This window comes from Paenibacillus sp. cl123, assembly GCF_900101595.1.
Classification (GTDB): Bacteria; Bacillota; Bacilli; order Paenibacillales; family NBRC-103111; genus Paenibacillus_G.
Window position 1 is genome coordinate 91,906 of the sequence record NZ_FMYY01000012.1, and the last position, 19,758, is coordinate 111,663.

Consider the following 19,758-nt stretch of genomic DNA (forward strand, 5'->3'; position numbering starts at 1 on the left):
ATGTCTGTCTACGCCGCCTTGCGCCTGAACAGCAGGTACATGAAGAATGGGGCGCCGATGCCTGCCGTGAATACCCCGGCGGGAATATCCAGCGGTTGAAACAGCATTCTCCCTGCGAGATCGGCCAGCAGCAGAATAATTCCTCCGACCAGCGCAGACACCGGAATGAGCATCTGATACGAATTGCCGACAAGCTTTCTGGACATATGAGGGGCCAGCAAGCCGATAAACGAGATCATACCCCCGATTCCCACCGCCGCCCCGGCCAGCGCGACCGTATAACACAGCAAGACCAGCCGGCTGAGCTGGAGCCGACTGCCGAGTCCCGTTGACGCAGTCTCTCCCAGCGATTGAACGTTCAGTTCCTTGGCATACAGCAAGGAGAGCGGAATAAACAGGGCGACCCAAGGCCATAAGGCTCCGATATGTTTCCAGTTCGTTCCATAGATGCTCCCTGTCGTCCAATTCAGAATCTGCGCGGCCAAGTAAGCGGGACCGCTGACGAGCAGATAGGTCGTCAGCGCCCCCATGGCCGTAGATACGCCGATTCCGATCAAAATGAGACGGAACGGGGATACCCCGCGTTTCCAGGCCAATCCATAATTGATAGCAGCAGCGAGGAAAGCGCCGACTATGGCGATGACCGGCACCCATTGAATGCTGTACTTGCCGGTGAACAAGGTCATGAAAGCGACGACAGCGACGGAAGCCCCTCCCGTCACCCCGATCAAGTCCGGAGCGGCCAGCGGATTGCGGATCACCCCTTGCAGCAGAGCGCCGGACACGGCCAAGGCAGCCCCGATCAGAATCGCGGCCACAATGCGCGGCAGCCGGAATTGCATCAGGATCAAGTCGCTGCTGGCGGTATTTTGACCGATCAAGGACAAGACGACTTCGCGTATAGGAATCCGCACGCTTCCCAGCGACAGGCTGATCACGGACAAGACGGCCGCAAGCAGGACGAGCAGCAGCAGGATGGATATGGATCTGTTTTTTCTACGATTGAGCATGTTGACTCCTTCTGGCCACATGAATCAGGAATGGAACCCCGATCAGCGCCGTGGCAACCCCTACCGGAACCTCTTTGGAAATAATAATGAAGCGTGAGGCGAGATCCGCCACAACGAGCAGCAGTGCCCCGGTGCATGCGCTGTAGGGAAGCAGCCAGCGGTGATCGTTGCCTACGAGGTAGCGGCACAGATGGGGAACGATCAGACCGATGAAGGCGATAGGTCCGGCTACGGCAACCGAGCATCCGGCCAGCAGCACGACGGCGGCTGCCGCGATGCCTCTTATGAGCATGAGACGCTGCCCAAGCCCTCTGGCGATATCGTCGCCCAGCGCCAAAATATTCAAGGAGCCGGAGAGCAGCATTGCCGTCAGCCAGCCGGCCGCCATATAAGGAAGGACGATGTACAGATGCTCCAGCTGTCTGCCCGATACCGAACCGATCATCCAGAACAAGGCGGTTTCCAGCGAATCCTTGCGGATCAGAATAATGCCCGATGTCACGGCAGACGCGAAGGCGGCGACGGATGCCCCGGCCAAGGTCAGCTTGACGGGTTCGAAGCGGGCGCTTCCTTGCAAGGAGAGCGCATAGACGAACAAAGCGGTGACGGAAGCTCCGGCGAAGGCAAGCCAGATCATGCCGCTCATGGTCAATGCGGAGCCGAACCAGGCAAGTCCGATCACGACAAACAAAACGGCGCCCGAGTTGATCCCGAATACGGATGGCGAAGCGATCGGGTTTTTCGTGATCACCTGCATGATGGCTCCGGCCAAGGCCAGGCTTGCGCCTACCATAGCCGCTACAAGCGAGCGGGGGACGCGGGAATTGACTAAAATGAGGTGCTCATTGGACCCGTCAAAATGATGATACGCCTGCCATAGCGTATGAAGACTGAATTGCTGGTGACCGAATAAAATGCTGGCAAGCAGGCCGAGCAGCAGCAGGATAAAGCCTACGGCAAGGCCAAGCAGCTTAAGCATGGGACGATTCCCGAACAGGGCCAATACTCTCACTCATTTCGAAATTCGGATAGGTACACCTAGAAATTCTATGAGATAGGTTCATCGTTGTCAATGAGTATAATTCTCATTATCAATATTTGGGTTGACAGCGAATGAGAGATTGGATTATTATTCAAATGATAATGATTCCCAATATCATTAAAATAGAAGGAATTGGATTCCAGGGGAGAGAAAACATGCGTTCCTTATTCAGATTTACCCGTACATCGCTGTTGGTTATGATATCTATCATGGTATTTATCGTTGCAGGTTGCGGAGGCAATGCGGCAGGCGGCAACAAAGAAGCGGCACCGGCCGCCACGGCGGAGTCGCCTAAGACCGAACCGGCCAAAACCGAAGCTCCGCGCGTCATCAAGCACGCCATGGGCGAGACGCCTATTACAGGGACGCCGAAGCGGGTCGTTATTCTGACCAACGAAGGGACCGAAGCTCTGCTGACCGTCGGAGTCAAGCCGGTAGGGGCCGTTCAATCCTGGATCGGAAATCCATGGTATGACCACATTAAAGACGAGATGAAGGATGTTACGGTAGTTGGCGACGAGCTGCAGCCGAACATTGAAATAATCGCAAGCCTCAAGCCCGATCTGATTATCGGAAACAAGGTCAGACAAGAGAAAATCTACGAGCAGCTGAAGCAAATTGCGCCGACCGTATTCGCAGCCGATCTGGGCGGAGACTGGAAGATTAACTTCAAGCTGTACACGGAAGCTTTGAATAAGAAAGAAGAAGGCGACAAAGCGCTGGCCGCCTTCGACAAGCGTGTGGAAGAGGTCAAAGCGAAGCTGGGTCCGAAGGCGGCTACCAAAGTATCGCTGGTGCGCTTCTCTCCAACCCAGGTGCGTATTTATCAGAAGCAAACGTTCGCAGGTGTGCTGCTCAGCCAGCTCGGCGTTGCGCGTCCGGAATCCCAGGATAAGGATGCGTTCATCGAAGTGATGACAAAGGAGAAAATTCCTAGCATGGACGGAGATGTGATGTTCTACTTTGCCTCCAACACGGCCGGGAAAACAGATGCGACTCAAGTGGCTCAGGAATGGCTGAATGATCCGCTGTTCAAAAACCTGAACGTATCCAAAACGAACAAGGTCATCGAAGTGAACGAAGCGATCTGGAATACGGCAGGCGGCTATAAAGCGGCAAATCTGCTGCTCGACGAGCTTGCGAAGTTTTTTGAAGTGAAATAACAAGCAGACTTTTAACAAAGCTGACGCCTGCGAGCAGGACGTCAGCTTTGTTTGTTTGATTCTTCCGGTTAACCGATCGGACAGTGTTCCAACACCAGCTCCAGCCCTTCAGGCGCCTGGAATTCCAGCTGCACGCTTCGCGGAGCGCTCACCCGCAGCTTCATCTGTCCGCGCATCCGGTCGATGCGCCAGGAGACATCGATCCGGCCGCCGTCCGGGAGCGGGACAGAGCCGCGCGCCCAGTCCAGCGTATCCGGATGCGGAGCGATCAGCACCCGGTCCCAGCCGGGCGTTAAGCCCCTCACTCCGAGCACATAAGCCCCCAGGAAATAAGCGGGACCGGCTGACCAGGCATGACAATGGCTGCGCGTAGGCGCCGGGTTATCCGTTCGGGCATACGTCTCCCAGCAGGCGGTCGCGCCATAATCGAGCATCGTGCCGTATTGCTTGCGGATATCCGCAAGCAGCAGATCCAGGCGGCCTTGCCCGGCCAATGCTTCATAATAGAAGAAGGACATAAACGGACTGCCGATAGGCACAAACGCTGCGGGCGGACTGGCGATGTAAGCTTCGATCCGCCCGGCGCGTGAGCCTTCGGCTATCCCGCACAAGCTGGCGACGACCTGCGTCTGCATGCTTGTCGTAGCCGCCATTCGTCCGTCCGCATGCACGCAATCGACATACACTTGCCGGTCCTCATCCCATAGATGGGCATTGATGGCCTCCCGCAGACGCTTCGCTTCCGCCGCAAGCCGGCTGCCGTCAGCCGTCTGTCCGATCGCTTCGGCGAGCAGGGCAGCCTCCCGCAGCGATTTGACCAGGAACATATTTTGCGGCGTGACTACGCCGTCTCCCGGCTGCTCGAACGGCGCCCAATCCAGGAAGTTCCAGCCTTTCATCCGCAGAAGCCCGTCTGCATCCCGTCTCTCCAGATAGCGGTCCAGCACGGCACTGACAGATGGCCAAATGTCGGCCGCGAACCGGGCATCTCCGCTGAACCGGTAAAATTCCAGGCAGGCGGTTACCCAGAAGAACGTCCAGTTCGGTATTACGCTGCTCCAGCCGCTTGGCACCTGATCGACATAAAGCGGGGTTTGGAAGGAGGAGCCGGGCACGAGCCGCAGCGAATGCCGGACAATGTCCTTGGCCCCGAAGACGTAGTAATTGATCAAGGCTTCGTTGCGCGCATCTCCCACCCAATAGGTCTGCTCGTAGGCCGGGCAGTCGACGAATGTATCCTCCATGCATAACCGAGTCGTATGGCGGCACAAGCTCCAAATATCATTGAGCAGCCGGTCGGAGCTTTGAAAGGCGCCTGTCTCGGCAGCCGGGTAATGGCTCTGGATCATCCTCAGTCCGAACCAGCGGACTGGACGGCTGGCTCCGCGGATCGTGACGGCGACATAGCGCAAGCCCCGCCGTACAGGAGAACGATACGATTGTCTGCCTTCGCGGCATACGTACCGGAGCGTATTGTCCAGTTGATACGTATGCTGCCTCCAGCCTTCTTCGTTCATATATTCGAAGCCGTAGAAGTCGATGATTGTCCCCGCCGCCGCATCAAACTCGAAGTCCAGAAATCCGGACAGCTCGCGTCCGAAGTCAATGACGACCTCCGTATCCAGCCCGGGAAATACCGGAACGATGCCGGGAGCTGCCTCCGAGGTGACCATCGCGTGCAGCTGCTGCGGAACTGGCCGCTGCTCGGCGAAGGAAGTCCAGACGGACGAAGCGAACACGTCGCTGCGGTTGACGAGAACTCCCGGGACGGGACGGACCCATGCTGTCCATTCCCGCAGCTCAGCGGCAGAGGATATGGAGCGGGCCCGTTCTAAATCCGGGTGGTCCAGACGCAGCTCGCGTCCCGGCTGATGGTCGATGACTTCGACGGCATCGAACGGTCCCAGCGTCAGGAAGGGAGATTCGGCCTCTCCGTCCGCATAGTCCGGCAGCGGGAATCGCAGCTCGAACGGCTGATCGCTGTCCACCCCGAAGTGGAAGCCGTGGCCGTGATTGCGGCTGAGGAGATGAATGAGCGCCAAGTGGTCGCCGGCGGGCAGCTCGACGGTCAAATACTTCTCAGGGTCACTCCCCGTGTAAGCCTCAGGTCCATACCAGATGCCGTTGATGCTCGCCGTATGCGCAACCCGGCCGTCATCCGGACTGCCGAGCGTGATCCGCGCCGGCTGCTCCAGCCGGATCACGGTCGCCAAATAGCCGACAAACAAAATATTGTTCGCATGGTGAACGCTTTCCGGCGCCAGATGATTGCGAAGATCGATGACGGCGGTCCAGGCGGCCGGCTTTACGGCCCGCATCGCCTCGATGCGCGAGGGGTACATCGGCTCCTCAGCCAGATGCGGAATCGGCCGCTTGACCAGTCGTACCCAGGGCTCCATGCCTGCCGGACCGATAACGACGGCCGGCTCCCAGCATCCGGCCGCAGCTTGGCTCCCGTTTCCGTTGGCGCCTCCGACTCTGTCACTGGCGCCGTCCGTCCTGATCCCGGCTGCGTCTCCCGCCGTGTCTCCAGTACTTTCACCGGGTCCATCTCCTGCCGCGTCCCCCCTCCTGTTCAGGATTTCCGTCTCAGGCCAGGCATCGAGCCAGGTATCATCCCATGCCCGGGCGTCGATGATCTCGGTGAATCCGAGCTGGCAGGACATGCGGGAGGAGGTCCGGTCATAGCCGCCGTGGAGCGCAGTCTGCCAGCTCGCGTCCGTCACGAGCAGCGGCTGTGTCCGGCCGGGACAGCCCAGCTCGGCCAGCAAGCCGCCTCGACCCTTGATATATTGGAAAGTAGACACGCCGTAATGCATGACAAGCACGGCGATGGTGTTCGGCGCATCTGCCCTCAGCAGGTGCCCGATTTCATATTCGTCGTACGCCAGCTCGAATGGCCATGAACGCACAGGTCCGCGCCCGGTCTGCTTGCCGTTGACATACAGCACGTAACGCGAGTCCGCCGTTATGCGGAGAACGGCTTCGCTCCCGGCGTCGCCCGGCCACGCAAAGCTTCTGCGGAAGCAGCGCCATTCGTTGCGCGGGCTCTGCTCTCCCTCCGCCCATATCCACTGCGCCTGCCATGCGGGCTCGACAAGGTCCTGCTTCATCTAGGATCAGACTCCTTCTTCACAAGAGATTAGGTTTAGTATAGAGTGAAACTAGAGGAGTCATAGGGGTGGATCCGGACAACAAGCAGGGAGGATACGGTCTTTAAGGAGTGAGGGAGCTGAGAGCTAAACGCCGGATTATAACGACCAGCCGCAGCTTGTTTCTGACGCCGGAGCTGCCCTTCCATATCAACCGGGTATCGGAATCATTTCAGCTGGAAGAGCATCGGCATGAATTTTTCGAGATTAACTATGTCAGCGAAGGCAGCGGCTATCAGCATATCGAGGGACGGACGCTGTCCGTCGCCAAAGGCGATTTATTTGTAATCCCTCCGGGCGCGTCCCATGTGTTCCGACCGAGAACATCGGCCAGGGAAGGCGGGCGGCTGATCGTCTACAATTGCTTGTTCAACGAATGGCTGGTCGAGAAGCTGACAGCCGCCGTTCCCATGGAACCGGGCTTGATGAAGCTGCTGACGGCCGGCTATCCGGAGCAGCCTTGGCTGTACCTGCGGGATAGGGGAGATATGTTCCAGCATGCCTTCAACCGGATGCATGAAGAGTTCCGGCTGCGGAAACCGCATTATGCAGCGATGGTGCAGGCGGACATCATCCGTCTGCTTGTCCAGGTGCAGCGCCGGCTGGAGCCGGAGGGGGCTGACTGGGAGGAGTGGCCCGAATCGTTCCAGGCCGCAGCCCCGGCAGAGCGGGGGCAGGATGTAGAGCGGCTGCTGGGACGGATCGCCGAGCGGATTCGGCGGCATCCGGAGTCGCCTGTCCATGTCCGGGAGCTTGCGGACGAGGCCAGGCTGGGCGAGCGGCAATTTCGCCGCCGGTTTATAGCCAGAACGGGGATGACGCTGACGGAATACGTTCATAAGTACCGGATAGAGGCCAGCTGCGACCGGCTGCTTTTTACAAGAGACAGCATAGCGGTCATAGCCCAGCAAGCCGGTTACCAGGACCTGAAGTTTTTCAATCGGCTGTTCAAGAAGAAGACGGGAATGACGCCCGGGCAATATAGAAAGTCAGGCGGGGCGTCGCCGGTCATTGCAGAGCCAGCCGATCCGGAGCTTGCAGAAGGAGAGTGAGACGGCTATGCCGGTCAAAGGAATTATATTCGATATGGATAATACGCTGCTTCAGTCGCGTATTGACTTCGCCGCTATGAAGCGGCATATTTATGAACACTTGACCGATCTTCGGCTGCTGGGGGCGGATTTTCCGCTGCATGAGCATACGTCCGCTACGATGATCGAGCATGCCAGGGAAGCCGGGCTGACGGAGACAGGCTATACGGAGGTCATGGGCATAGCCGCGCAGCACGAGCTGCGGGGAATGGAGGGAGCCGGTCTGGAGCCCGGCGCCAGGGAGCTGCTGGAGACTCTGCGCGGAACGTATACGTTGGCCGTGGTGACTAACAACTCTTGCATCGCCGCTGTGAAGGCTTTGCAGCTGACGGGCATCGAGGACCGGTTCGGCCTAATCGCGGGACGGGAGCAAATGACGGCGCTCAAGCCGTCGCCATCGGGCTTTCTTCATGTGCTGGAGCAATTTCCGCATATTCGCCGGGAGGAATGGATATCCGTAGGCGACTCCTGGATCGACGGAAAGGGCTCGATAGGAGCGGGTTTAGCATTCATTAGCTATAAGACCGGCATGGACGTTATGCGCAGCAAGGGCGTGGAGCCGGCAGGACGGATCGATGCGCTGGAGGAACTGACGGCATGGCTCGCTGCCTGGGAGGACTTGAGATGATTGTCAGCAGACTGGATAAGCTCAGGGAAGAGGTAAGGTACGGCGAATCCAAGCTTCCTTGACTCGGCTTGGCGGACGCTTTTCATCAAACCGTAACAAAACAGGCTGCGCACCGGATTGTATTTGCCGGCAAAAGCCCCTATTCTTGAAGGGATAAGACAAAGAATGACTATCTTTTTCGGGAGGGGGCCTATCATGGAAACAAAACGTAATTTTACAGGCGCCATCATTGTGTTTTCCTTGATATTGATTGCGATTATCGCCTGTCTGTTTTTTCTGCCGGGCTACGAGGGACAGCTTGGCTTCGACGCTACGATCTTTCCGCTGCTGAATGCGATATTCAACTGCTTTACCTTCGTGTTCCTGCTGCTGTCGCTGTTCGCCATTAAGAAAAAAAATATTACCGTACACCGCAATTGGGTATTCGCGGCATTCGGATCGACAGCTTTGTTCCTGATCTCGTACGTGATCTATCATTACCTGACAGAGCCTACCAAGTTCGGCGGTCCTGTCTGGCTGAAGTATGTTTATTTCTTCGTGCTGCTTACGCATGTGCTGCTCGCGATTGTCAACGTGCCGCTCGCCCTGCTGACGATGGCCAGCGGATTGACGCGCAAGGTGGCGCGCCACCGCAAGATCGCCCGCTGGACAATGCCGATCTGGCTGTATGTCAGCGCTACGGGGGTCGTCGTCTATTTGCTGATTTCTCCTTATTATTGAACGGAAAGCCGTGACGAAACTTGGCGCGGACAAGCCGGAGCTTGCACAGCTCCGGCTTATTTGCGTGAACGGATGCGCCAAAGCGAGCCAAAGTGAGAACGCCGCAGTCGCGCGGCCGGAGCAGGTGTTAAGAATTTGTTTGAGGAGTCGCGTAAAAAGTCGGTTTTGCTGATAGTTTTCTAACGAAGTTATGGTACGTTAGGGCTATCATTCCGCCATCTCAGGAGGGACCAGCCGATGTCCAATGTTATACGGGCCATGCTTTGTCTACTAGTCGTTCAAGCAGCCATGATTCCAAGCCTGCCCACGATATCCGGCTCGGGCGCAGATGTGCCTTGGGAAAGCATAACCGCTCACCGCGGCAGCTCGGAGACAGCGCCGGAAAACACGCTCAGCGCTTTCCGCCAAGCGATCCGGGCGGGAGCCGGCTACGCCGAGCTGGATGTGCAGGAGACGGCGGACGGCGTTGTTATGCTCATGCATGACGACACGGCGAAGAGAACGACGGGTATCGATAAGCCGATGTGGCAGGTGACGTCGGCCGAGCTGGCGGCCGCCAGCGCAGGCAGCTGGTTCGGCGAGCGTTTTGACGGCGAGAGGGTGCCGACGCTGGAGCGGGTGATCGATACGGTCAACGGACGAATGAAGCTGAATATCGAGCTGAAAAATAATGGACACCAAGTAAAGCTGGCCGAACGAGCCGTAGAAGTCGTTAAGCGTAAAAAGTTTGAAAAAGATTGCATTTTCACCTCATTCGACGCCAAGCTGCTCCATCAAGTGAAGCAGCTCGATCCGAAGCTGCGCACGGGACTGATTGTCGACAAAGCGGGCGGAGAAGGCTTCTGGGAGAAGCTGCTGAGCAGCCCGGATTACGATGCGCTCAGCCTCGCCTATCCGCTGGCGGAGCCGGAGCTGCTGAAGCTGGCGGCGAAGCATAACAAGGATATATTGGTATGGACGGTCAATGATCCGACGATGATGAGAAAGCTGCTCGATCTGGGCGTAACGAGCGTCATTACGGATAAGCCTAAGCTGCTGGCGCAAATCGTCGGCGAGCAGTTGGCGGAGCGGAAGGGCATAAGCGGAACGGCGAAGTGAGACTGTGGTGAGCCGGGGAGCAAACGGAAGCTTATTAGGGGCAGGGCTGGTAATTCGGGGGCTGGCTGATAAAGGAGACGGAAAGTCTATACTGGTGTTGTCAAAAGAGCAAAGGGGCCGTTCCAAAAAGCAGGCATGCATGCTTGACGGGACATTCGATCGTCAGAAGCATGTAGGCTTAAAATACGAAAGGAGCTATGCGGATTGCATCTGCTTAGCTCCTTTCGTGTTTGCACCGGTGGCTGCTTTCTTCAGCAGGTTTTGGGCGAGCCCAGCCACCGGACTCCAGACTCAGTTTAGAGTTTAGAGTTAGAGTTTAGGCAAGCCTCGAGGCAGAAATCGTTGGAATCTCCTGTTGTTTTGGAGTGCCTCTCCGATGCGGTTATACGTAGAAACGCTAGCTCGTACCTTTCTTCCCTACGAAGTTTTCGCGTACCTGATTTCTCGGCTCCATGCCGTAATGGAAAAATCGTATAACTGCGCCTGACTGGCTGCTGAAAGCACGTGTCCCCTGCTCTGCCGGTTACAGCCGATCCCCAATTCGGCCAGCGGTCTGAAGCAGGTGAACGAAACAAAGCGGACTGTTGTAACGAAAATCAGCGACCTTAAGCGCGCGAAATCGACCGCATTCCGTATTAATAACGAACCGGGAGCCCCTAGAGAGGCAAACTGCCCATTTGTCGCTCAGTTTTCCCGTTAAGGGGAGCTGATTTCCATAAGGACGGCAAGGTCGCGAGAGCAGCGGTTCCAGGGACGGGTGAGTTCCGTTACAGCTCCGGGCATCGGATGAGACGTTAGGTGTAAAAGCGAAGCTAAAGTATAGAATACAAAAGCCCGGCTGCCCGGGCTTTTTATCTTGCTTAGGAAACGCAGCTTGTTACCGGATACGAAGCCGCTCCATCTCCCCGCAGCGCAGACAAGGGGGAAAGATATCATTTACCACTCAAATGATCTATTAATGAGATCGAACCCATATAAAATGGTTATTTAAGTTATAAGGAAGGGGAAGCTTATAATAAGGGTAGGATTTACAAACTGAATGGAACAGAAGATCCGTCCACTGAACTGAAACCATTAACCAAGACGGAGGGAAAGCAATCATGGCACCGACTAACGAGAAAGCTGGGGACCCATGGGCTGCGTATTACGGGCCGAATCTGGGTTATTTACAGGAGCAATATGAAAATTTTTTGGCAGATCCTCAGTCCGTAGGAGCGGACTACCGGGATCTGTTCGAGCGTTGGGGGGAGCCTCCGGCTGCCCGCCCCCAAGGCGTTTCCGCCCCGGCAGCCGCTTCCGCCGCTGCTGTAGGCTCTTCGGCAGAGGGTTTAACAACCGGCATAGGCGGGACTGCGGTCAGCGCAGAGCTGCTGCATAAAGCGGTAGCGGCCGGCAAGCTTGTATGGAATATCCGCACTTATGGTCATCTGGCCGCGGATATCGATCCGCTCGGTATTAGCGCCGAGGCGGATGTTCGCTTGCTGGAGCCCGAATATTACGGCATTACGGCTGCCGATCTGGCGGCTCTTCCTACGGAGCTCGTCTGGGACGGGCAGCATCCCGAGGCGCGCGACGGCTGGGCGGCGGTCCAGCAGCTTCGCCAGGCCTATACGGGGACGATCGCGTTTGAGTTCAGCCATGTGCATGATGAGAAGGAGAGGAAATGGCTCAATGAACAGGTCGAATTCAAGCTGCCGCAATTCGCATTGGATGAGCGGGAACGCCGCGCGCTGCTGACAAGACTGCTGGAGGCCGAGCAGTTCGAAGATTTCCTGCATCGGACATTTGTCGGTCAAAAGCGGTTTTCCGTCGAGGGCACCGACGCGCTTGTGCCGCTGGTAGACGAGATTGTCCGCGAGCTGGCTTTTGACGGCGCCAAGGATATCCTGATGGGGATGGCGCATCGCGGACGGCTGAATGTGCTGGCCCATGTGCTCGGCAAGCCGTACAGCAAAATTTTCTCCGAATTCCACCATTCCGCCAACCGCAATCTCATCCCGTCGGAGGGCTCGATGGGCATTAATTACGGCTGGACCGGCGATGTTAAATACCATTTGGGAGCCAACCGGTCGGTCAAATGGGGCGAAACCGTGGAAGCGAAGCTGACGCTCGCCAACAACCCGAGCCATCTGGAGTTCGTCAACCCGGTGGTCGAGGGCTTCACCCGGGCGGCCCAGGACGACAGGACGCAGCCTGGCTACCCGGTGCAAGACGTAGCCCGGGCGGCTGCGGTGCTGATGCATGGAGACGCTGCATTTCCCGGAGAAGGTATTGTCGCCGAGACGCTTAACTTTAATCAGCTGACAGGCTACCGCAACGGAGGCACGATTCATATCATCGTGAACAATCGTCTTGGCTTTACGACCGAAAGCAAGGATTCGCGTTCCACGCATTATGCCAGCGACCTTGCCAAAGGCTTTGAAATTCCGATCGTTCATGTGAACGCGGACGACCCCGAGGCTTGCCTGGCAGCCGCGCGGCTTGCTATCGAATACCGGCATCTGTTCAAGAAGGATTTTCTGATCGATCTGATCGGGTATCGGCGATACGGGCATAATGAGTCGGATGATCCCGAGACAACGCAACCGCTGATCTACGCCAAAATTCGCAGTCATCCTACCGTGAGCATGTTGTATGCGGAGAAGCTGATCGGTCAGGGGCTGATGAGCAGGGAGGAAGCCGATCAGATCAAGCAGGACGTGCTCGGCCGTCTGAGGGAAGCCTACGACGAGGTTAAGCAGCGGGACGGTCAGGAACCCGTCACCCAGCAGCAGGGACTTGCTCGGCCGGAGGAAGGCGGGAGCTTGCGCACCGGGGTTTCCCTGGAGAAGCTGAGGGAGATCAATGCGGGCCTGCTGAGCTGGCCGGAGTCCTTCCATGTATATCCGAAGCTGCAAAAAATACTCGAACGCCGGGCTACCGCTCTGAACGAGGGCGAGAAGGTGGACTGGGGCCATGCCGAAACGCTGGCTTTCGCTTCGATTCTGGCGGACGGCAAGCCGATCCGGATCAGCGGGCAGGATGTGGAGCGGGCGACGTTCGCCCACCGGAATCTGGTGCTTCATGATGTCCAAACGGGCGCCGTATATAGTCCGCTGCATCAGCTGCCTCAGGCCAAGGCTTCGTTCGCCATCTACAACAGCCCGTTGTCCGAGGCTTCCGTACTCGGCTTCGAATATGGCTATAATGTGTACGCGCCGGAAACGCTCGTGATCTGGGAAGCGCAGTATGGCGATTTCACCAATGCGGCCCAGGTGACGATCGACCAGTTCATTACCGCCGGCCGGTCGAAATGGTCGCAGAAATCAAGCCTTATTATGCTGCTTCCCCACGGTTACGAAGGCCAGGGACCCGAGCATTCCAGCGCCCGTCTGGAGCGATTCCTCCAGCTGTCGGGCGAGGACAATTGGATGGTCGCGAATCTGACGACCGCGGCGCAATATTTCCACTTGCTCCGCCGTCAGGCTCTGCTGACGGAAACCGATCGCGCCCGGCCGCTTGTCCTGATGGCGCCGAAGAGTCTGATCCGTAATCCGCGGGTAGCGTCGGACGGAATCGAACTCAGTGAAGGCGCGTTCCGTCCCGTGTTGGAGCAGCGCAAGCTGGGTGGAAGGCCGGACCGGGTGGAGCGGATCATCCTGTGCACCGGCAAGATCGCCGTCGATCTTGAAGAGGCGCTGGACAAATCCGCCGAGAAAAACTGGGACTGGCTGCAGATTATCCGCACGGAGCAGCTCTACCCGTTCCCGGAGGCGGAGATTCGCAGCATTCTGGCGAAGTACCCGAACGTCCAGGAGCTGATGTGGGTGCAGGAAGAGCCGCGCAACATGGGAGCGTGGAGCTATATGGAACCTCGCATCCGGGCGGCTGCGCCTCCTGACGTGAAGGAAGTCCGTTATGCGGGCCGTCCGGAGCGTTCGAGTCCGGCGAGCGGTTATCAGAACGTGCACAGCTATGAGCAGCAGCGCATCGTGTCGGTGGCGTTAAGCCCGAGCCCAAGCTCGCAATTCATTACAACTAACGGGAGGTAAGTCGCGTGAGTGAAATCAAAGTGCCGGAGATGGGGGAGTCCATCACCGAAGGAACCATTTCCAGATGGATTGTGCAAGAGGGACAAAACGTACGGCAGGGCGACTTGCTGCTTGAGCTGGAGACCGATAAGGTCAATATGGAAATTAGCGCCGAGCAGGACGGCGTGATCGATAAAATATTGAAGCAGGAAGGCGAAAATGTCCAGATCGGCGAAGTCATTGGCATGATCAGCGTAGGCGCTGCGTCTTCGCCTTCAGGCACAGCCAATGTGGACACATCGGCTGGAGTCACGAGCGCAGCTCCGCAGCCGGAGGCATCCGCTGTTCCTGGAGCGGCAACGGCCCCTCCAGGCAGCCCGGTCGTTGAAGCCGGCGGCGATGCCGGTGAGGGCGGGCCGCTGTCGGCATCGCCGGCGGCTCGGAGACTGGCACGCGAGAAAGGCGTGGATGTGCGTCAGGTGACCGGCCAAGATCCGATCGGGCGCGTTTATGAGCCCGATGTCCGGAACGCCGCGGCCGGCGGCTCGCTTGCGGCCGCGACGGGCGGCATTGCCCGTTCGGCTGCCGCGCAGCCGGGCGCTCCAGCCGCTACGCCGAGCGGAGCTCAGCCGCCCGTCCGTCCGGCTGCTCCGGCAGCTGCGGGACAAGCGGGCAAGCCGTCCGAGCGCAAGCGGATGTCGCGCCGGAGAGCGACGATCGCGAAGCGTCTGGTCGAAGCCCAGCGCACGGCAGCCATGCTGACCACCTTCAATGAGGTGGACATGACGGCTATCCTCGATATCCGCAAGCGGCGCAAGCAATCGTTCCAGGAGAAACATGATGTCGGGCTCGGCTTCATGTCCTTTTTCACCAAGGCGGTTGTCGGCGCCTTGAAGAAGTTCCCGCTGCTGAACGCGGAGATCGATGGGGAAGACATCATCGTCAAGCAGTATTACGATATCGGGATCGCCGTCTCGGCCAAGGAAGGTTTGGTCGTGCCGGTCGTACGGGATGCGAACCAGCTGGGCTTTGCGGAGATCGAGAAGAAAATTGCCGAACTGGCCGGCAAGGCGCGCAGCAACTCGCTCGAGATCGCCGATCTGCAGGGAGGCACCTTCACGATCACAAACGGCGGCGTATTCGGATCGCTGCTCTCGACGCCTATTCTGAACGCTCCGCAGGTCGGGATACTGGGTATGCACAAAATCCAGCTCCGTCCGGTCGCGATCGACGCCGATCGCATGGAGAACCGGCCGATGATGTATATCGCTTTGTCGTACGATCACCGGATCGTCGACGGAAGCGAAGCCGTCAGCTTCCTCGTCAAGGTGAAGGAGCTGCTGGAAGACCCGGAAACTTTGCTGCTGGAGGGATAAGCGGCAGAGAGGAAGAGCGGCGTTATCGCCGGGCTGTAGGACCCGCTTAGGACCTCGTAGTCTGGCGCGTCGCCGGACCACAAGGGTCGGCCGGACAAGTCTCCGGCAAAGGGCATGCCCCTGGTGAGGCCTATAGAATTCCGGTGAATAACGCGCGGCCCGCGGCCGGTCGGAGTTCCACTCGCTGTTTCGGCTTCTCATCGGTTTTCCGGTCTCTTGGTCACCGGGTTTCTAGGTGTCTGTCGTAACTGGTGCATGTTAGTTTGGGGCAGCCTTACTAGCAGAAACGGAAAACCGTACAAAACACTGGCGGCAGGTGGCCGTACTAGCGGGTTACTGCTCAGGTCTCCTGCAAACGGCAGCCTGAACAGTAACCTAATAGTCTGTCTTTCATAATAATGAGGTTGTCCACGGCATATAGGGCAACCTCTTCTTGCTGTCTGTTCGCCAATAGAGAGTACAGCCCCGAGCAGGCAAGCGTCTTGCTTTTCTAGACATAACGTGCCATAATAGAAGATTCGATATTTATTATATATATGGAGGCAACGATTAGTGAGCCGATATCCTTTTGCTTACGATCATTCAAGGCCATTCGTGCAGCAGGCCGGAGAATGGATCGCCGATGTATTTTACGATGTATTGCCGGAAGCGGGCTTCGAAGTGCGGGATGAGCAGATTTATATGGCTTATCAGGTCGAGCGCGCATTTGCGGAGAAACGGACGATATTTGCAGAGGCGGGTGTCGGAACCGGCAAAACCCTCGTTTATTTGCTATATGCGGTATGTTATGCCAGGTATCACAGAAAGCCGGTCGTCATCGCTTGCGCGGATGAGTCGCTTATCGAACAACTGGTTAAGCCGGAAGGGGATATCGCCAAGCTGTCGCGGCATCTGAAGCTCGATATCGATGCGCGGCTGGCGAAATCTCCGGATCAATATATATGCTTGAACAAGCTGGACGAAGCCAGATTAGGCCACGGGGAGACTCCGCTTTATCGCGACCTGTACGAGAGCCTGCCGGATTTCGTGCATATGCGGGAAGCGCTGCAGTCCTTCCATGCTTATGGCGACCGCAAGGATTATCCGCATCTGGATGATGCCCAGTGGAGCCGGATCAGCTGGGATGCGTTCCAGGACTGCTTCGTCTGCAGCCAGCGGCATCGGTGCGGACAAACCTTATCCCGCGACCATTACCGCCGGTCCGCCGATCTGATCGTATGCTCCCATGACTTCTATATGGAGCATGTTTGGACCTTTGAAGGCCGAAAGCGGGAAGGTCAGCTGCCGCTGCTGCCGGAGCACAGCGCCGTTGTATTCGACGAAGGGCATCTGCTGGAATCGGCCGCCCAAAAGGCGTTGACTTACAAGCTGAAGCATGTCGTATTCGAGGATTTGATCACCCGCTTGCTGAAGGGAGAGGTGCGCGAATCCTTCGCCTTCCTGATCGAAGATGCGATAGCCCAGAGCGAAGCGATGTTCGAGGTGATCGAACGCCAGTCCAAGCCGATCCCGGGCTCCGAACGCAGACGGGTCGAGGTTGACGGGCGGCTGTTGGAAGAAATCGGACGCTTCCAGGACATTTTGTCGAATATCGAGGATGAGCTGGTGTTCGAAAGCGAACTGTTTACATTAAATGACTACCAGCTGCGCATTGTCGAAGAGCATCTGGAGATGATGCAGAAAGCGCTCAGCTTGTTCGGCCGGGCGGAGCATCCGATCTGCTGGGCGACGGACAGCGCGAACGGTCTGACGCTGGTCATCATGCCGCGGCTGGTGAAGGAAGTGCTGAGGGAAGGCGTATTCGGGCAGCAGATGCCGATCGTATTCTCCTCGGCTACGCTTTCTGTCGAAGGCTCGTTTGACTATGTAGGAAGCAGTCTCGGCGCCGGCGACTCCTTGTCGTTCTCTGTCGCTTCCCCCTATGACTACGAAAGTCAGCTCGAGGTGACGGCGCCCGTCTGGTCGTACCGGGGCACCTTCTCCGAGAAGATGAAGACCGCCGTCTCCCTCCTGGTCAGGACCGGGGGCAGGGCGCTGCTCTTATTCCCAGCCAAGGACGAGCTACAGCGGTTCAAGAGCGAGATTGTGCATTACCCCGAATGCGGGGGGATGCGGTTCCTGTTCGAGGGCGACCGCGAGATCAGCGATCAGATCTCGGCCTTCCAGCAGGATGAAGCCAGCGTTCTGTGCGCATCCAGCCTGTGGGAAGGGCTGGATGTGCCTGGCCCGTCGCTGTCCAATGTGATCATTTGGTCGCTTCCTTTTCCCCCGCAGGAGCCGGTGTTCGAGGCCAGAAGGCAGGCTGCGGCCAATCCTTATGAGGAGGTGGACCTGCCTTATATGCTGCTGCGCTTGAAGCAGGGAATGGGCCGGCTGATCCGCTCGCGTCAGGATCGGGGCATTGTGGCTATTTTCAGCGAAGAGCTCCATACATCAAGCGAGCTGCGTGCCCATGTCGAAGGCCTGCTTCCGAACGGCGTAAGGCTGAAGACTTTGGAGGAAGTTGAATTTAGGTGGACGGACACGCCCGCTGAAATGAAATAAGATGATTCCCCGAGGCGAAAGCTCTGCTGAATCATCCGCAAGATTTCCCAGGAAATGACCTGATTCGGTAGGCTTGGAGTTCTTTCATGCCGGCGTGTCGAAAGCGATGAACGAGCGGCTCAGAGCCGTTTGTTACGTCTTGCATATGGGATGCGGGTATGAGCAATGATTCAGGAATGATGAGATAGTGTAACTTTAGTTGTAATTTATAACAGGGTAGTGTGGGTAGAGAGAGGTGCATGAAAGAATGGGGATTAATCCGGAAGTTTGGGAGATCAGTTACTGGGAACTAAGCCTTCGTATTTTCGTCGCGCTTATATTGGGAGGAGCGATCGGTCTGGAGCGGGAGGCGGGGGATCATCCTGCCGGCTTCCGTACGCATATCCTTGTCTGTGTCGGCTCTGCTCTGGTCGTTCTGCTGTCCAGCTACGGGTTCTCTCAATTTGCTTATGAGCCTAATGTAAGAATGGACCCGGCCCGGCTGGCGGCCCAAGTGATCAGCGGCATCGGCTTCCTGGGAGCGGGAACGATCATGCGAACGGGGGCAACCGTAGCCGGCTTGACGACGGCTGCCTCATTATGGGTCGTCGCGGCGATCGGACTGGCGGTTGGAGCCGGGTTTTATTTCGGAGCCGTAATCAGCACGATAGCGGCATTGATCAGTCTGTTCGTCTTGAATAAAGTAGACACGAGCGTGTTTCAAGGCTCGCAGAAAAAGCGGATGCTGATGCTGGAGCTGCCGGACGGCGGCGGTCACCTGGGACGCATATCGTCCTTGGTGAAGGAATCGGGCGCGGTGATTGTAGAGCTTGAAGTGGAAAACCGCGCATCTGAATCGGAGGAGAACCCTAAGCTCACGGTAAGCATGCAGATGACCTTGAAATCCAAGCGCGATGTCTACGACAACCTGGTGACGCTGTTGATGCAGGATCAAGCCGTGCTGAAGCTGAAAGCTTCGGAAACTTCCTCCGCGGCCGGGGGAAAAGCCATATCCTTATAACCGCAGAGAAAACTGGCGATCATAATGTGATCGTCAGTTTTTTGTATGGTACGCCCAGCATGGGCGTCATCTCTAGGGTGAAAGTCCCGAAAGGGGGCTGGCGAGCGCCTACCATAAAGACGTTTCCTTACCGCTAAATCCATTCCAATCGGACATGACTTCAAGAGCGGTTGGAGCCCCATGATCCATTTCTCCCCATGCCCAACATAGAGCCATACGCGAAGAGCTTCAAGGAACTGGCCGATGCGAGGTGCAGTTTTTGAAAGTGATTTAATTCCAAATCGATTTAATCCCATCCCTACGGGGTAAACTACTATAAGACGGGCCTATATTTGTCCGATATATGGCCATAATGTGAAAAAAGTTTGAACATCTCGCGGGAAGATGTGATATACTATTCACGAGAAAGCACTTTCATCAAGATTGGAGTGATTGGCATGACGACAAGAACTACATCAACGAACAACAGGGACGGCGTCGGACGCGATGTGGGTCGTCTGGTCACGATGATGACGGCTGCAGCGTGGGTATTCCTTGGATTGGGTCTGGTACTCAGCATGCTTAACCTGCATCATTTCAGCGACAAGAATACCTCTCTTATGGTGGGGATTGGCTGTATGGTCGGCAGCGTGTTTATTTATGTGATCCGTACAGCTATTCATCTGGTCCATTCACGCGCCGCGTCGGTGACGGAATAGAAGGCCCAGCATATGTCCAATAACGGACCTCTTGCCCGCGCGGCAGGAGGTTTTTTTCTTTTCATAAGATTTCAGTTTAATCAATGTCGAACAGGTGACATTTGTTTTACAGGAAAATGGCGAATGGTTGACGTATTTGTTAACCCTGGTTCACAAGGGGCGGAAATTTGGTATGTTACTTATAGAGAAGAAAGTGAACAAAATCACATAAAATGAAAAACGTTCA

14 protein-coding genes are annotated in these 19,758 nt (G+C 56.9%); 11 read left to right on the forward strand and 3 right to left on the reverse strand.

Annotated features, from left to right (window positions below; genetic code table 11):
* Positions 1–8: 8 nt before the first annotated feature.
* Positions 9–1,010, reverse strand: coding sequence for a FecCD family ABC transporter permease (locus BLR08_RS18590; RefSeq protein ID WP_072331441.1), 1,002 nt, complete (start codon positions 1,008–1,010; stop codon positions 9–11).
* Positions 997–1,989: a FecCD family ABC transporter permease gene (locus BLR08_RS18595; RefSeq protein WP_072331443.1), complete on the reverse strand. Its 993-nt coding sequence runs from the start codon at positions 1,987–1,989 to the stop codon at positions 997–999. The genes BLR08_RS18590 and BLR08_RS18595 overlap by 14 nt, the downstream gene beginning before the upstream one ends.
* Positions 1,990–2,207: 218 nt before the next feature.
* Here BLR08_RS18595 and BLR08_RS18600 point away from each other — a divergent pair, with 218 nt between their 5' ends.
* Positions 2,208–3,215 carry an ABC transporter substrate-binding protein gene (locus BLR08_RS18600; protein ID WP_072331445.1) on the forward strand — a complete coding sequence of 336 codons (1,008 nt, stop codon included), beginning with the start codon at positions 2,208–2,210 and terminating at the stop codon, positions 3,213–3,215.
* A gap of 68 nt (positions 3,216–3,283) precedes the next feature.
* Here BLR08_RS18600 and BLR08_RS18605 read toward each other — a convergent pair whose 3' ends face one another.
* Positions 3,284–6,328 carry a family 78 glycoside hydrolase catalytic domain gene (locus BLR08_RS18605; protein WP_072331448.1) on the reverse strand — a complete coding sequence of 1,015 codons (3,045 nt, stop codon included), beginning with the start codon at positions 6,326–6,328 and terminating at the stop codon, positions 3,284–3,286.
* Positions 6,329–6,438: 110 nt separating this feature from the next.
* Here BLR08_RS18605 and BLR08_RS18610 point away from each other — a divergent pair, with 110 nt between their 5' ends.
* From BLR08_RS18610 to BLR08_RS30755, 10 genes are all read left to right on the forward strand, one after another.
* Positions 6,439–7,419 carry an AraC family transcriptional regulator gene (locus BLR08_RS18610; RefSeq protein ID WP_072331451.1) on the forward strand — a complete coding sequence of 327 codons (981 nt, stop codon included), beginning with the start codon at positions 6,439–6,441 and terminating at the stop codon, positions 7,417–7,419.
* A gap of 7 nt (positions 7,420–7,426) precedes the next feature.
* A complete protein-coding gene (locus BLR08_RS18615) occupies positions 7,427–8,086 on the forward strand; it encodes an HAD family hydrolase (protein ID WP_072331455.1) in 660 nt (219 codons plus the stop codon).
* Between the two features lie 195 nt (positions 8,087–8,281).
* Complete coding sequence (locus tag BLR08_RS18620) at positions 8,282–8,806, forward strand: DUF420 domain-containing protein (protein WP_090586338.1); 525 nt, start codon at positions 8,282–8,284, stop codon at positions 8,804–8,806.
* 237 nt (positions 8,807–9,043) lie between these two features.
* Positions 9,044–9,904, forward strand: a complete 861-nt coding sequence (locus BLR08_RS18625) for a glycerophosphodiester phosphodiesterase (protein WP_072331458.1) — start codon at positions 9,044–9,046, stop codon at positions 9,902–9,904.
* Between the two features lie 1,100 nt (positions 9,905–11,004).
* Positions 11,005–13,935, forward strand: a complete 2,931-nt coding sequence (locus tag BLR08_RS18630) for a 2-oxoglutarate dehydrogenase E1 component (RefSeq protein ID WP_072331461.1) — start codon at positions 11,005–11,007, stop codon at positions 13,933–13,935.
* A gap of 5 nt (positions 13,936–13,940) precedes the next feature.
* A complete protein-coding gene (odhB, locus tag BLR08_RS18635) occupies positions 13,941–15,290 on the forward strand; it encodes a 2-oxoglutarate dehydrogenase complex dihydrolipoyllysine-residue succinyltransferase (protein WP_072331464.1) in 1,350 nt (449 codons plus the stop codon).
* A 552-nt stretch (positions 15,291–15,842) separates the two neighbouring features.
* Positions 15,843–17,834, forward strand: coding sequence for an ATP-dependent DNA helicase (locus BLR08_RS18640; protein WP_072331467.1), 1,992 nt, complete (start codon positions 15,843–15,845; stop codon positions 17,832–17,834).
* A 247-nt stretch (positions 17,835–18,081) separates the two neighbouring features.
* Positions 18,082–18,834, forward strand: coding sequence for an MgtC/SapB family protein (locus tag BLR08_RS18645; protein ID WP_072331470.1), 753 nt, complete (start codon positions 18,082–18,084; stop codon positions 18,832–18,834).
* A gap of 437 nt (positions 18,835–19,271) precedes the next feature.
* Positions 19,272–19,532: a hypothetical protein gene (locus BLR08_RS18650; protein WP_072331473.1), complete on the forward strand. Its 261-nt coding sequence runs from the start codon at positions 19,272–19,274 to the stop codon at positions 19,530–19,532.
* A gap of 12 nt (positions 19,533–19,544) precedes the next feature.
* Positions 19,545–19,748 carry a hypothetical protein gene (locus tag BLR08_RS30755; protein WP_143014411.1) on the forward strand — a complete coding sequence of 68 codons (204 nt, stop codon included), beginning with the start codon at positions 19,545–19,547 and terminating at the stop codon, positions 19,746–19,748.
* Positions 19,749–19,758 lie beyond the last annotated feature (10 nt).

Excerpts from the sequence above, each read along its gene's own strand:
- BLR08_RS18590 (WP_072331441.1), bottom strand. The coding sequence starts at position 1,010 with ATGCTCAATCGTAGAAAAAACAGATCCATATCCATCCTGCTGCTGCTC.
- BLR08_RS18595 (WP_072331443.1), bottom strand. The coding sequence starts at position 1,989 with ATGCTTAAGCTGCTTGGCCTTGCCGTAGGCTTTATCCTGCTGCTGCTC.
- BLR08_RS18600 (WP_072331445.1), top strand. The coding sequence starts at position 2,208 with ATGCGTTCCTTATTCAGATTTACCCGTACATCGCTGTTGGTTATGATA.
- BLR08_RS18605 (WP_072331448.1), bottom strand. The coding sequence starts at position 6,328 with ATGAAGCAGGACCTTGTCGAGCCCGCATGGCAGGCGCAGTGGATATGG.
- BLR08_RS18615 (WP_072331455.1), top strand. The coding sequence starts at position 7,427 with ATGCCGGTCAAAGGAATTATATTCGATATGGATAATACGCTGCTTCAG.
- BLR08_RS18620 (WP_090586338.1), top strand. The coding sequence starts at position 8,282 with ATGGAAACAAAACGTAATTTTACAGGCGCCATCATTGTGTTTTCCTTG.
- BLR08_RS18625 (WP_072331458.1), top strand. The coding sequence starts at position 9,044 with ATGTCCAATGTTATACGGGCCATGCTTTGTCTACTAGTCGTTCAAGCA.
- BLR08_RS18630 (WP_072331461.1), top strand. The coding sequence starts at position 11,005 with ATGGCACCGACTAACGAGAAAGCTGGGGACCCATGGGCTGCGTATTAC.
- BLR08_RS18645 (WP_072331470.1), top strand. The coding sequence starts at position 18,082 with ATGGGGATTAATCCGGAAGTTTGGGAGATCAGTTACTGGGAACTAAGC.
- BLR08_RS18650 (WP_072331473.1), top strand. The coding sequence starts at position 19,272 with ATGACGACAAGAACTACATCAACGAACAACAGGGACGGCGTCGGACGC.
- BLR08_RS30755 (WP_143014411.1), top strand. The coding sequence starts at position 19,545 with ATGTCCAATAACGGACCTCTTGCCCGCGCGGCAGGAGGTTTTTTTCTT.